Below are 14,016 nucleotides of genomic sequence, written 5' to 3'. Positions count from 1 at the left end.
GAGGTCGATGCGGCCGGAGGAAGGGCTGCCGGGGCGGCCGCCCCGCACGCCACGACGGCGATCTCCGTAGAGCGCGGAACGCCGTCGAGCGGCTCGTCAACACGTCGAAGGCATGCCGAGGCGTCGCGACTCGATAGGACGACACCCGAGAGCCACCTCGCCGACCTCCACCTCCGCGCCTCGATGACCTGGATCAACGACCTCCTGAAGGCCGGCTGATCACAACGTCACACCCGCCCTAGTCGAGCGTGCCGGTGACGTCCGACAGCCTCACCGCGTACAGCACCCGTTCCGGGATGGGGTCGGTCAAGGTCCAGACTTCGTCGCTCTCCGGCGAGTAGGAGAGGGACGCGGTGTGCCGTCCCCAGCAGGCGTACGAGCGGATGCCCGACTTCTCGTCGGCCTCGTCCGCCGCGCACCTCGCCGCCTCGGCGCCTTCGTCGTCCTGCCGCCAGAGCGTGCCGTGGCCCTCGCGCTTCTCGGCGGCCTGGTCGACGTACCAGTCACCCTGGTGGGCGAGGACACCCCGGACACCGGAGGCCTCGGTCTCGTACGCCTCGGTGGGGACCGCCCTGCTCGCGCGTCCCGTGGCCAGCAGGCCGGTGCGGTCGGCGGTGACGTCGAGGGCGTAGCGCCAGACCCGGGCGGGCCGCTCACCGCCCGGCGCGGGCCGCTCGCTCGCGACGACGCCGGGCGGGGTCGACGTCCGGTCGAGGGAGAGCGAGCCCAGGCATGGCACGCCCTCGTCTTCCCGCGCGTCGCAGCCGCGGCCCCTCGGCGGGCTGTACGAGGCGACCGCCGGCAGCGCGTACCGGTAGTGGTGGGCCGACCAGCCGTCGCCGGACCTGCCGATGGTCTCGCTGTCGGTCACGTCGGCGCGGAGGAAACGGGCCAGGTCGAACACGTACAGGGAGTCGTCCTGGCCGCCCCGGCTCCGCGGGCCCCGCGCGGTGACGATCAGCTTGTCCTGGTACCAGGCCATGCCGCCGAGCCTGGCGCGCAACCCCTCGAAGCCCCGTTCCCCGGCCGTCGGCACGACCAGCAGGACCCAGCGGTACCTGAGGTTCGACGGATCACCGGCGTCGACGAACGCGACCCTGGCGAGCCCCTCGTCGTCGGCACCGCCGGTCCGCGTGCCGGCGCCGGACGCGGCGCCGTCGGGTGTGACGCGCTCGGCGCCGCTGTGCGTCCAGCCGGACGCGATCACCCGGTTGTCCCGGGACGTGGTGACCGAGCGGGGGATCCACCGGTCGTCGACCGCGTCACCGGGCTCCCAGCAGTACGCCCGCGCGGCAACCGGCTCGACGGGGAGATTGTCCTTCTCGGTGCTGAAGCAGTCGGCCTCGCCGCGCATCACGTGGTTCGCGCTGCCCAGCACCTCGTCCAGACCGACCCCGCCGCCCATCTCCGCGGTGAGGGTGCGCAGCCCGACGCCGTCGGCCGACGTCTCCCGGAGCTGGAGCGCGCGCAGCCCACCGGCCGACGTGATCGAGGAGAGGGCGCCCGGCGTCTCGCCGCCCGCCGCCTGCGACGTGCTGATCAGGGTGGCCGCCGCCGTGAGCGCCAGCGCGGTCCCCGCCAGGGACGCGCGGAGCGCACGCCCCCTTCTGTGTCGTCGGTGCCTGCCGCGGTGCTTCATGAAACCTCCCGGGGTCGGCCAACTGCCTACCCAGAACAAGATCTTGACGGAGAGGCAGGTGGGGCGGCCTGGCAGCGATGCTACGTCAGTGGGACACGTGTCACGCCGAGGTCCCGGGAAATACAGGGAGATCCCTCACTCCGAGACCATGATCCGTTCACCGGTACGAGGGCGGGGATGTTCGGCGAGGCGCTCAGAGGTTCGGCCCGGCTCGCTCGTGCCCCGCGGGCCCGTCCACCCGGAGGAGGCCACCCGGCGCACCACCGCGCGACCGCACCACCCCCGGCGCCACCGAATGCGGCAACAGGTCCAACGGGGTCTCGGGCAGCAGGACTTCGACATCGGCGCGCTCGGTGAATCGGTACGGCCGGTGGTCGAGGAAGGCGCCGAGATAGCGGCGCACCCGGGACATCTCGGCGCGGACCGTGACGGTGCGCCCGGGATCGCCGAACATGTCGTCGGCGAGCGCGGAGGCGCTGCGTCCGCCCCGGTGGAGGGCGAGCAGGTACAGGAGTTCGGCGTGGCGGGGCGTGAGCTCGTGGGTCCAGGAGCCCGCGCTGACGGTGACGGTGACGGTCCATCCGCGCGGGTGGGAGACGTCCAGCGTGATGTGCGTGGCGGTCGGGGCGGACGCGGGCTCCGCCACGGGCCGTATCAACCAGCCCGCCGGCAGCGGCTCGACGACGCACGCGCCGAGCGCCGGCAGCCGACAACGGCCCGGGGAAAGGGACTTCGGCAGCGCGACCCGGCTGGTGTACGGCATCCCGGTGACGGCGGCCGTCCACCCGTCCCGGTCCACGGCGATCGCGCGGCCGCCGATCCGGGCCAGCACCGGAGCCGCCACCGCGCGCAGCTGTTCGAGCGAGGCGAGGTGCAGCTCCCGCAGGTGCGCCTGGGCGAGTTTGGCGACCGAGTCGACCAGCGCGAGCGTGGACGGGTGCAGCGTCTCCAGGGGGCCGCTGATGTCGACCGCGCCGAGCAGTCGGCCGTCGCGTGGATCGATGACGGGGGCGCCGGTGCAGGTCCAGGGGTGCAGGGCGCGCACGAAGTGCTCGGCGGAGAACACCTGGACGGCACGGCGGGAGACCAGGGGCGTGCCGACGCCGTTCGTGCCGACGATCTCCTCGCGCCAGTCCGAGCCGATCCCGAGTCCCTGCCCGTCCGCCTTGCGGAGCACGGCCGCGCTGCCCTCGCGCCACAGCACCCGGGCGTCCGCGTCCGCGACCATCATGATGTGCTGCGTGGTGTCCGCCAGGGAGAGCAGTCCCTCGCGGAGCACCGGCAGGACATGGCGCAGCCGCGAGGTCCGACGACGGCGCTCGACCTCGTCGCGGCCCAGCAGATCGGACCGGAAATCATGGTCGGGGTCCACGCCACCGCGCTCCGTGCGGCCCCAGGACTCCCGGATCACGGGGCGCGGGGCGGGTTTCGAGGTCCGCCCGTCGAGGGTGGTGGCACGCACCTCTCCGAGGACCCGGGCCGCCCGGGCGGCGTCCGTGGCGGTCAGCCGCGTGACATCGGTCGGCGAATGCGGCACACGTTCCTCCCCGGCAGGCCGTCCGCTCCGCGGCCCCTGGTGGCCGCGGAAGTCCGGATCCGCACGACGGCGTCGACTGCGGGTCTCCCAGTGTGCCGCTCTTCGGCCACGGAGGGGCGGCCTCCGGCCACAGAGAGGAAGAGTTGCAACCCCCTGCAACCCTGGCGGACCGGCCCGTGCTCCTTGAAACTTGTTCAACGCCGCCCGGTGCGGCGTCTGCGCTCCGCTCCGAGGGGCCACAGAAGCGGGGGTGGTGCCGTGTCGGCGCAGCACCACCCCCGCCTCGGACGGCCCGGCCGCACCACTCGAAAGAGGGGGCGCCCGACGCGAGAACGGGCCTAACCCGTACGGCTGCTCAGCTCACCGGCCGCGCCCGGTCCACCACCGAGGCCAGATCCAGGGTGTGCGGCAGCGTGCCGAACGCCGAGCCCCAGTCCCCGCCGAGCCGGGAGGCGCAGAAGGCGTCGGCGACCGCCGGGGGCGCGTACCGCGTGAGCAACGCCCCCTGGAGGACGAGCGCGAGCCGCTCCACGAGCCGGCGGGCGCGGGCCTCGATGCCGTCCAGATCGGCGAGTTCGGTCAACAGGCCCTTGATCGCGCCGTCGAGACGGTGGTCGGCGCCGCGCGCCCGGCCCACTTCCCGCAAGTAGGCGTCGAGGGCCCGCGGTTCGCGCTGCAGGGCCCGCAGCACATCGAGCGCCTGTACGTTCCCGGCGCCCTCCCAGATGGAGTTGAGCGGGGACTCGCGCAGCAGGCGCGGCATGCCGGACTCCTCGACGTAGCCGTTCCCGCCCAGACACTCGGACGCCTCCACCACCAGCGGGGCGCACCGCTTGGTGATCCAGTACTTGGCGACCGGCACCGCGAGCCGCAAGAAGGAGCGTTCGCTGTCGTCGCCCGCCTCGGCCGCGTCGTACGCGGAGGCCAGCCGCATCGCCAGCGTCGTCGCCGCCTCCGACTCCAGCGCCAGATCGGCCAGCACATTGCGCATCAGCGGCTTGTCGACCAACCGCCCGCCGAACGCCTCCCGATACGTGCAGTGATGCACCGCCTGCGCGACCGCCTGCCGCATCAACGAGGCCGCGCCCAGCGCACAGTCCAGCCGGGTGGCCGCCACCATCCCGATGATCGTGCGCACCCCCGCACCCTCGTCGCCGACCCGGCGCGCCCACGTCCCGTCGAACTCGACCTCGGCGGAGGCGTTCGACCGGTTGCCAAGCTTCTCCTTCAGCCGCTGGATGCGGAACACGTTCCGTGAACCGTCCGCCAGCACCCGGGGCACCAGGAAGCACGTCAGCCCGCCAGGCGCCCGCGCGAGCACCAGGAACCCGTCCGACATCGGCGCCGAGCAGAACCACTTGTGGCCCGTCAGCTCGTACGTCCCGTCCTCCGCCAGCGGTCGCGCCGCGGTCGTGTTCGCGCGTACGTCGCTGCCGCCCTGCTTCTCGGTCATGCCCATCCCGAAGAGGGCGCCGGCCTTCTGGTCGGCGGGCCGCAGGTCCCAGTCGTAGAGCAGCGACGTCAGCCGCGGCTCCCATTCGGCGGCGAGCGCCGGGTCCGTCCGCAGGGCGGGCACCGCCGCGTGCGTCATGGACAGCGGGCAGCCGTTGCCGGCCTCGACCTGTGTCCACACGACGAACGCCGCCGCCCGCCGCACATGACCGCCGGGCCGGGTCCAGGCCGCCGTCAGCCCCGCCGAGACCCCCTTGCCGAGCAGCCGGTGCCAGGACGGATGGAACTCGACCTCGTCCACCCGGTTCCCGTACCGGTCGTACGCCCGCAGCTTCGGCGGGTTCTCGTTCGCGAGCCGCCCCCACTCCTGCACCTGCGCGGAGCCCGCCGTACGGCCGAACCCCGTCAGTTCGTCCCGCGCCTCCTCCAGGACCTCCGGCGCCAGATGCCGCTCGACCGCCTCCGTCAGGACCTCGTCGGCGGCGAAGACGTCGTAGTCCACCAGGGGCGGAGCCTGATTGGTCACTTCGTGCGTGCTGGATGCCATGTCCGGAACCTACCCGTCGGTATCGCGTCGTCACGGCGACGCTCACCAGTATCCGGCGGGCAGGTGTCCGGTGCCGGACCGGGACCGCTCCGGCGCCGGAGCGCGGAGGCCGGCTCAGACGGGCGCCGCGAGCTCGCCCGTCCCCAGGCCGCCCGTTCCGAACTCCTCCTCCCGTTCGAGCACGGCCTCGCCGTACTGCTCCAGCGGCCAGCCCGGCCGGTAGACGGTGTCCAGGTAGCGTTCGCCGAGGTCGGGCGAGATCGCCACCGCCGTGGTGTCGGGCGAGCCGTTGCGGGCCAGCCACTCACCGGCGCCGCTGACGACCGTGCCCGTGGAGCCCCCGAAGAGGAAGCCCCGGCGGGCCAGGCGGTGGCAGGCCCGTACGGTGTCGACCTCCTCCACCCGGACGACGTCGTCGACGTACGACGCGTCGAGGAGGGCCGGCGTCACGCTCGTGCCGAGCCCCGGGATCATCCGGCGGCCCGGCGCCCCGCCGAACGCGACCGACCCCACACTGTCCACGGCCACGATCCGCACCCGGCGCCGCCGCTCCCAGAACCACTGGGCGCAGCCCATCAGCGTCCCGGAGGTGCCGACCCCCACGAACAGCACGTCCAGGCGCGGGAACTGCCGGGCGATCGCGGGCGCGGTGGTGCGGTAGTGCGCCCGCCGGTTCGCCTCGTTGGTGTACTGGTCGAGCCACACGTACCGAGGATCGGTGGCGCACAGCGCGCGGACGTACGAGATCCGCGCCCCCAGGAAGCCGCCGTGCGGGTCCGGCTCGGAGATGACGTGCACCCGGCTGCCCAGCGCCTCGATCACGCGCCGGGTCTGCGGATTGCACCGGGAATCGGTCACGCACAGGAACCGGTAGCCCCGGCTGGCCGCGATCATGCTCAGCGCGACGCCCAGATTGCCGGACGACGACTCGACGAGCGTCGAGCCCGGCCCGAGACGTCCCTCCCGTTCGGCGGCCCGCACCATCTCGGACGCGGCCTTGAGCTTGATCGAGCCGGCGAAGTTGAACCCCTCGCACTTCAGGAAGAGCTGCTGCCCGACGACCTGGCGCAGATCGACGTACAGCTCCTCCTCGTTGAAGTCCGTGGGAACGGATATGACTGGCACCGCTGCCCCCCCTGGTTGTGCATGTCGTACTCGCTGCGCCCCGCGGTCAGCCGTGGCGGCGCAGCTCGTGGAAGAAGTCGTCCACGATCCGCAGTCCGCCGGAGCGGGCCACCTCCTCGTGGACCTGAGCGCCGACCGCGAGGTCCAGGACCCCCAGGCCGAAGGGTGAGAAGACCACCGGACGGTCCGCCGGCACGGTCGCCCGGCCGGTGAGGACGTCGTGGAGCGTCCCGTCGAGGAAGTCCCGCGCTCCGGTGAGCTGTTCGGTCAGATGCGGCGACGTGTTCGCCTTGAGGCAGTGCTCGACGTCGTCGACGAAGTTCGCCGACGCGAGGATCACCTCGGGCGCGAGATCGCGCAGCGACACGTGCAGCACCAGCGGATCGTGGGCGAACCACTTCGGTTCACGGATGTGTGGCTCGCCCGCGATCGTCGCGAAGACCACCAGGTCGCTCGCCCGGATCACGTCCTCGGCGCCGTCGTACACGGTCACCCGCCCGGCCGCGCCGGACCGCTCCAGGTACCCCCGGAAGCCGGCCGCGCTGTCCGCGGCCAGGTCGTGCACCCCCACCTCCTCGAACGCGAAGCCGGTCGCCGCGAGGAACGTGTGGATGTACCGGGCGATCAGCCCCGTGCCGACGAAGCCGACCCGCGTGGGACGCGGCGCCCCCCGGCGCGCGGCGCTCAGCCGGTCGGCCGCCAGCGTCGCCGAGGCCGCCGTCCGGGTCGCGCTGATGACCGAGGCCTCCAGACATGCGAACGGATAGCCGGTGGCGTGGTCGTTGAGGATCAGCACGGCGGAGGCGCGCGGCAGCCCGGACGCCGTGTTCTCCGGAAAGCTGGAGATCCATTTCAACCCGTCGACCTGGAACTTCCCGCCCAGCGAGGCGGGCAGCGCGATGATCCGCGAGGAGGGGCGGTCGGGGAAGCGGAGGAAGTACGACGGCGGGTTGACCGTGTCGCCCGTTCCCCCGTCGCCGTGCAACAGATAGGCGGACTCGACCAGTTCGACGATCTCCCGTTCCCGGCCCCGCAGGGCCTGCTGCACCTGGGCGCCGGAGATCACGGCGAAACCCGGAACCTCGGTCATCGGAAGCTCGGTCATCGGAAGCTCACCTCGTCCTTCGCGTCGAAGCCGCTGGCAGGGGATTGCGGCAGCCGTACCGGATCGGCCAGGCCCACCAGCACCTCGCGCGGCCCCTCGAAGGGCTCACGGCTGTGGGCGCAGCGGATGTTGTCGACGAGCAGCAGGTCGCCCGGTCGCCACGGGGTGCGGACGGTGTGCCTGTCGTAGACCTCGTTGAGCGTCGCGACGACATCGGCGCCGATCGGATCGCCGCCGCCGTAGCGGGTGTTGAAGGGCAGCCCGGCGGGCCCGTACAGGTCCACGAGGTACTCGCGGACCTCGGGGTCCATGGTCCATTCGCTGAGGAACGCGATCTGGTTGAACCAGCAGCGGCGGCCGGTCACCGGATGCCGGAGCACGGCGGCCCGCCGCTGCCGGGTGTGCAGTGAGCCGTCGGGCTGCCAGGCGAACTCGATGGAGTGCGCCCGGCAGTACGCCTCGACGACCGTCCGGTCGGCGGTGCCGAACGCCTCGGCGACCGACGCGCCGATCTCGTCGTTGTACGAACGCGTGAGCAGCCAGCCCTCCCGCTCGAACCGCTCGGTCACCTCGCGCGGCAGCGCCGCGTGTACGGCCTCGGCGTCCGCGATCCCGGTCGCCCCGCCCCGCTCGGCCGCCTGCAGACAGGCGAAGAGCAGCAGGCCGGGGAACTCCAGCGCGTAGCTCGACTCGTGGTGCATGCACATCGGCTGGTTCGACGGCCAGGTTGTCGAGGAGTGCACGCCGTCCGCGTACGACCGGCGCGGCGCGAAGGCCTCCCGCTCGGCCGTCAGGGTGCCGGCCAGCTCGTGGAAGACCGCGCCGGTCTCGGCCGCGTCCCGTAGCCCGAGGCCGCGCACCAGCAGCGAGCCGTGCTCGGCGACGGCGGCCCGCAGGGCACCGTGGTGAACGGCGGCCCAGTGGGCGGCGGGTTCGGCGGGGGAGACGGTGAGGAGCGGCGGCTTGTCGGTGGAGAGTTCGATGTCGGGCAGGGCGACGGCAGCCGGGGACGGCGTCGGCGTCGGCGTCGATGCGTTCTCCGTCTCCGTCTCCGTGTCCCCGCGGCCGCGGCGCGCTCCGCCGCGTCGACGGCTCAGAAACCTCATGACGACCTTCCTGTGGTGTCGGCGGCGGAGCGGGGCGCGGAGCGTGGTGTCCCGTCGACGGTGTCGGCGCCGGTCCTCGTGTCGAGCAGCCCGGCCAGCCCGGCCAGGGTCGGATGGGCGGCCACGTCCTTGGGGGACACCGCCCGGTCCAGGGCGATCGCCAGCTTCACCGCCGACAGCGAGGTGCCGCCCCGGTCGAAGAAGTGGTCGTGCCGGCCGATCCGGTCCCGCGGTACCCCGAGCACCTCGGCCCACACGGCGGCCAGCCGCTGCTCGGTCGAGGTGAAAGGAGGCTCGCCCGACCCGCCGCGCGCCGCGTCGAGTTCCTCGGCCAGCGCGGTCAGTGTCCGCCGGTCGGTCTTGCCGTTGGCGGTCAGCGGCAGGCTCTCCCGCCAGTGGAACACCGACGGCACCATGTACGCCGGCAGCGTCGCGGCCAGCCGGTCCCGCAGCTCCTCGGCCGCGAGCGGCCGGCCCGAGTGGAAGGCGACCAGGTGTGCGCCCCTGGCGACCACCACCGCGCCGTCCCGGACGCCCGCCACCTTGAGCAGCGCGTTCTCCACCTCGCCGATCTCGATGCGGAAGCCGCGGACCTTGACCTGGGTGTCCCGGCGGCCCAGGAACTCCAGCTTGCCGTCGGGCCGCCAGCGCCCGTGGTCCCCGCTGCGGTAGAGCCGCTCACCGGGCCGGTACGGATCGGTGGTGAAGGCCCGCGCGGTGCGCTCGGGATCGTTGACGTACCCGCGCCCCACGCACACCCCGGAGAAGACGATCTCCCCGGGGGCGCCCAGCGGCACGAGGGAGAGGTGCTCGTCGACGACGTACACGCGGACGTTGCGGACGGGACGGCCCAGCGGCACCCGGTCCCCCTCCGGAGCGCGGTCCATCACCTCGTGGTTGGTGTCGTCCGAGGTCTCGGTCAGCCCGTAGGCGTTGACGAGCGGTATTCCCGGCTCGGTGGCGAACCAGCGCTGCGCCAGCTCCTTCTTCAGCGCCTCGCCGGTGACCGACACCCGGCGCAGGTCGGGCAGTTCACGGGGATGCTGCTCCAGATGGGCGAGGACCGCTTCGAGGTACGACGGCACCACTTGGACCACGTTCGCCCGGCCGTCCGCGATCCGGTCGACGAACCGCCCGACGTCCAGGATCACCTGCTGCTCCACGAGCAGGGTCCGCCCGCCGGCCAGGGGAGCGGCCAGCAGCTGCCACAGGGAGATGTCGAAGCACTGGGGCGCGGTCTGCGCGACCACGTCCCCCTCGCGGACGTCGAGGTCGTCGAGCTTGGCGTGGAGGTGGTTGACCATCCCGGCGTGCTCGCACATCGCGCCCTTGGGCTCGCCCGTGGAACCGGACGTGAAGTAGATGTACGCCAGCCGGTCCGGTCCGATGTCCAGGCCGAGATCGGAGTCCGGGTGGGCCTCGTCGTAGGCGTCCTCGACCAGCAGCCGCCGTATCCCGGGCAGGCCGGCCAGGGCCCGGTCCAGCGTGTCCGTGCTGCCCCGTTCGGTGAGCACCAGCTCGCAGCCGGCGCGGGCGAGGACGGTGGCGACGCGTTCGGCGGGGAAGTGCGGTTCGACGGGCAGATAGGCGCCGCCCGCCTTGAACACCGCGAGGACGGCCGCCATCCAGTCCAGGTTGCGTTCGGTCACCACGGCGACGACGCCCTCGTGGCCGAGGCCCCGGACCAGCAGGGCCCGACTGAGCTGGTTGGCGCGGGAGTTGAGCTCGCGGTAGGTCCAGCGCCGGTCGCGGTGGACGGCGGTGACCGCGTCCGGGTGCGCCACCACCCGCTGCTCGAACAGCTCGTGCACCCGGCGGTCGGGCAGTTCGCGTCGTGGCCCGGCCAGTCCGTCGAGCTGGAAGCGGAGTTCGTCGTCCGCCACCAGGCTCCGCCGCCCGTGCTCGGCGTCCGGTTCGGTGGCGATCCGGGTGAGCGCGGTGACGTGGTACCCGGCGATCCGGGCGGCGGCCTCCTCGTCGAGCACGTCCGTGCGGTACCGCAGCCGCAGCGCGGGACCGTCGTCCCGGTGCACCAGCCCGACCCGGAGGACCACGTCCGCGGCGAGGTCGCCGTCGCCCCCGCTCGTGTCGAGCACGGTCTCGAACGACGGTTCGTCGAGGCCGAGTTCGTGCCGCAGGGCGGCCACCGGGAAGGCGGCGTGCGTCAGCAGCTCGGCGGTGGTCCGGTGGGTGTGCGCCAGCAGGGCCCGCCAGGTGTCGCCGGGTACGGCGGTGAGCCGGCAGGGCAGCAGCCGGCCGTCCTCCAGCCAGCCGGTGGTGATCTCGGCCTCGCCCGACAGCGTGGCGAGCACCCTGGCGTGCGCGGCGAGCAGTGCGGCCGTACCGTCCGCAGCGGTCAACAACCTGTCTTCAAGGGGCACTTCGTAGGCGGCGACCCGTTTCGCCGGGTCGGTGCTCCACCGCGGTATCGCGGTCCGCCCCCCGGTGGTGAGCACCTCGTGCCAGTACTTCCGGGCAGCGTCGCCCGGCTCCGACCGTTCCATGTTCTTCCCCCGATTACCGTGTTCCGGTGGTCTCCGTCGCCGGGTTCCCGCCCCAGCGCGCGTGCGGCGGCACCTGCTCGCCCTTCATCAGGAAGGAGTCGGGTGCCAGCACGGCTCCCTCGCCCAGCGTCACGCCGTAGTGGACGAACGCCTGGACCTCCAGCGTGCTGCCGGCGCCGATGGTGATGTGGTCGGACTTGTAGGTGCCGTCCTCCTGTGAGTGCGCCTGGATCTTGCTGCCTGCGGCGAGGGTGCAGTCGTCCCCGATCTCCGTCAGCGTCCGTTCGGTGATGTACGCCCCGTCGTCGAACACCCGGCATCCGATGCGGACCCCGAGCAGCCGCCAGACGAGGTTCTTGTACGGGGTGCCGTTGAGGATCTTCAGATGCCCGTCGGGCAGCTTCCACAGCCGCTCCTGCCGCCAGAAGACGGGGTCGTAGATGGAGCACAGCCGTGGGCGCAGCGGGCGGAAGCCGGTCAGGGTCCGTTCGACCAGCGCGTAGTAGAGGGCGTTGAAGACCAGTGCCGTCGGGGGCAGCGCGGCGAGGGCGAGCGGTGCGGCCGGGCCGTCCACGTGGCCGTACAGGTCGAAGGCCGCGAAGCCGAGGACGGTGAGCGCGAAGGTGTGCAGCCAGCGCAGGAACAGGAACAGGGCCATCGAGCGCAGGTTGAAGCGGTTCTTCGCGGCGAGCCGGCGCCCCAGCTCCGCGCCCTCGCGCAGATGGTCGAAGCGGCTGTCGCGCTCGACCGAGCGGGGTATCTCGAAGGGAGGTGAGCCGAGCAGCCCGACCCCTTCGCGTACCTCGCCGTCGAGGGGCACCAGCACCTTGGTCGCCAGCAGACAGTTCTCGCCGGTCCGGCCGCCGACCGGGTAGGCGATGGCGTTGCCCAGGAAGTTGTGCCCGCCGATCGCCGTCCGGGAGACCCGGAACGAGGTGCTGGAGTAGTCCGCGTTCATGACCGAGAGGCCGTCGGCGACCATCGTGCCGCTGCCGACCTTCACCAGGTACGGCGTCTCGTGCTGCATCGCGGTGCCGAAGTTGGACCCGGTCTGTTCGACCCGCGAGAGGTCGTATCCGAGGGCCTTGAGGTAGGGGACGATGTACGAGCTGTCGCCGCACAGCCACGTGAAGAACCTGAGGTTGGTCAGGCGGGTGATCGCGCGGTGCGTGGAGTAGTGGAAGCCGTACAGCGGATAGACGCGGTCGGGTTTCACCAGCGGGCGCAGCAGCCTCGGCACGACGAACACCAGGACGGCCCCGGCGAGGATCGAGCACGCGAACAGCGTGAGTGACAGGGCCATCGCCTCGATGTAGAAGCGGCCCGAGCCGGCGTGCAGTGATGCCGGGTCGAGCAGGGTGTGCAGCTCGGGTGCGGCGGTGAGCAGCAGATAGGTGCTGCCGACGGTCAGCGGCACGTACAGCAGCAGGGTCTGGAGCAGGGCGGCGAGTGCGTAGCCGGCCCGGCGCAGGGGGCGGCGGGGGAGCGGGGGGACCCGGATGTGGTCCACGTCCGTGGGGCGGGCCGGTGAGCCGTGCCAGCTCTCTCCGGCCGGGACGGACTCGCCGGCCCGCAGCGCGGAGGAGTGGCCGAGCTGGGAGCCGTCGCCGAGGGCGGTGCCGATGTCGAGGACGGTGTGCTCGCCGACGAAGGTGTCCCGGCCGAGGGTGACGGTGCCGGTGCGGATGCGCCCGGCGCGCGCCCGGTAGCAGAGGAAGTAGGAGTCCTTGCGGATGACGGTGCCCGCGCCGATGGTCAGCAGGTCGGTGCAGACCGGCAGGGTGCGGCTGAGGATGGTGACGCCCGGTCCGATGCGGGCGCCGAGGGCCCGCAGATACAGCACGTACAGCGGGTTGCCGACGAACAGGGCCATCGGGCTGGTGCGCAGCAGGGTCCTGACGAGCCAGAACCGCAGATACGCCGGGCCCCACACGGGGAACTCCCGGGGCTTCCACCGCCCGACCAGCAGCCACTTGGCGGCGACCGGCAGGACGCACAGGGCGAGGAAGGCGAGCGCCCCGAAGACGGCCGAACGCACATAGACCTCGACCGCTCCGGAGGCGTCCGCCACCCACTCGTATCCCTGTGCGTATCCGGAGGCGGCGAGCAGGCAGTAGCCACCGAAGAGGAGTAACTGCAGGACACCGCACAGGACGTAGCGGAACGTGCTGCCCGGGTGCACGGGCTCGGCGGGCTCGGGCGGGGCGGCCGGCGGGGCCGGTGCCTCGGTCAGCGCGGCGGCGAGGCCGCGGATCGTCGGGTGGCCGTAGACGTCCCGGATGGACACTGACGGCAGATCGGGGTGCTTCCTGACGCGGGCACAGAAATGGGCCATCGTCAGCGAATTGGCACCGAGGTCGTCGAAGAAATGGCTTTCTGCGGGCACGTGTTCGATGCGTGCGACTCCGGCGAGAATTTCGGCGAGGAGTCGCTCGACGGCGGTGTACGATTCCGCCGCGTCCGGCTCGGCCCCCTGGACCTCGCCCGGTATTTCCGCCACGGGTCGTGGCGCTGGCAATGTCATTGAATTTCTCCGCGACAGGTATTGCGATGGAAGGCGCCCGGGGGTGAACGGGACGGCGCGCGGAATGACAGAAGGAGGGGGGAGGGTTGCGGGAACGGAGAGCGGTGACGGCTGTGGCGGAATAGATCAGGCCTGTTCGGAGCCTTGACTGGGCCCCCGGTGTGCGCTGTGCCGGCATCTGGTCCGGAGGGGCGCAGCGGAATGCAATCCGGATTCTTTCGGTACATTCGCGAACGGGTCAAGGGAGGTCGGGTAATTGACGCTTTCCCGCCCCTTCCCCGATCTCGTCCGACCTGTTGGATCCGGGTCCCCGCCCTGTTCCAGCGGGGAACTTTCCAAAGGGGCGGTACAAACACACCCGCGCGTTCCACTTCCGTCCCCTCGTCGATTCGGCCAGCACGTTCATGACAGAAAAGGCGATTCGGAATCACCTTTGATTTCTGCTGGGTTTCCCTTTGTTTGCTGCCCCGTGACGCG

At 72.1% G+C, this 14,016-nt stretch carries 8 protein-coding genes and 1 pseudogene; 1 reads left to right on the top strand and 8 read right to left on the bottom strand.

Annotated features, from left to right (window positions below):
* Window positions 1-14 precede the first annotated feature (14 nt).
* Window positions 15-219 (top strand): annotated as a pseudogene (locus P8T65_RS10130) (hypothetical protein); the annotation flags it as partial.
* A gap of 19 nt (window positions 220-238) precedes the next feature.
* On the opposite strand, the gene P8T65_RS10125 reads toward P8T65_RS10130, so the two are convergent.
* The 8 genes from P8T65_RS10125 to P8T65_RS10090 all read right to left on the bottom strand — a co-directional run bounded on the left by P8T65_RS10125 (window position 239) and on the right by P8T65_RS10090 (window position 13,515).
* Complete coding sequence (locus P8T65_RS10125) at window positions 239-1,639, bottom strand: hypothetical protein (protein WP_316725103.1); 1,401 nt, start codon at window positions 1,637-1,639, stop codon at window positions 239-241.
* Between the two features lie 193 nt (window positions 1,640-1,832).
* A complete protein-coding gene (locus P8T65_RS10120; RefSeq protein WP_316725102.1) occupies window positions 1,833-3,176 on the bottom strand; it encodes a GAF domain-containing protein in 1,344 nt (447 codons plus the stop codon).
* A 355-nt stretch (window positions 3,177-3,531) separates the two neighbouring features.
* Window positions 3,532-5,175 carry an acyl-CoA dehydrogenase family protein gene (locus P8T65_RS10115; RefSeq protein ID WP_316725101.1) on the bottom strand — a complete coding sequence of 548 codons (1,644 nt, stop codon included), beginning with the start codon at window positions 5,173-5,175 and terminating at the stop codon, window positions 3,532-3,534.
* 114 nt (window positions 5,176-5,289) lie between these two features.
* Complete coding sequence (gene sbnA / locus P8T65_RS10110) at window positions 5,290-6,300, bottom strand: 2,3-diaminopropionate biosynthesis protein SbnA (RefSeq protein WP_316725100.1); 1,011 nt, start codon at window positions 6,298-6,300, stop codon at window positions 5,290-5,292.
* A gap of 46 nt (window positions 6,301-6,346) precedes the next feature.
* Window positions 6,347-7,390 carry a 2,3-diaminopropionate biosynthesis protein SbnB gene (gene sbnB, locus P8T65_RS10105; protein ID WP_316731536.1) on the bottom strand — a complete coding sequence of 348 codons (1,044 nt, stop codon included), beginning with the start codon at window positions 7,388-7,390 and terminating at the stop codon, window positions 6,347-6,349.
* An 11-nt stretch (window positions 7,391-7,401) separates the two neighbouring features.
* Window positions 7,402-8,511, bottom strand: a complete 1,110-nt coding sequence (locus P8T65_RS10100; RefSeq protein ID WP_316725099.1) for a TauD/TfdA family dioxygenase — start codon at window positions 8,509-8,511, stop codon at window positions 7,402-7,404.
* Window positions 8,508-11,015 carry an amino acid adenylation domain-containing protein gene (locus tag P8T65_RS10095; RefSeq protein ID WP_316725098.1) on the bottom strand — a complete coding sequence of 836 codons (2,508 nt, stop codon included), beginning with the start codon at window positions 11,013-11,015 and terminating at the stop codon, window positions 8,508-8,510. Before P8T65_RS10095 ends, P8T65_RS10100 begins: the two co-directional genes overlap by 4 nt.
* A gap of 13 nt (window positions 11,016-11,028) precedes the next feature.
* A complete protein-coding gene (locus P8T65_RS10090) occupies window positions 11,029-13,515 on the bottom strand; it encodes a Pls/PosA family non-ribosomal peptide synthetase (RefSeq protein ID WP_316725097.1) in 2,487 nt (828 codons plus the stop codon).
* Window positions 13,516-14,016: the final 501 nt, after the last annotated feature.

It is taken from the genome of Streptomyces sp. 11x1, from assembly GCF_032598905.1.
GTDB lineage: Bacteria > Actinomycetota > Actinomycetes > Streptomycetales > Streptomycetaceae > Streptomyces.
This window is presented reverse-complemented; position numbering and strand designations above follow the sequence as displayed.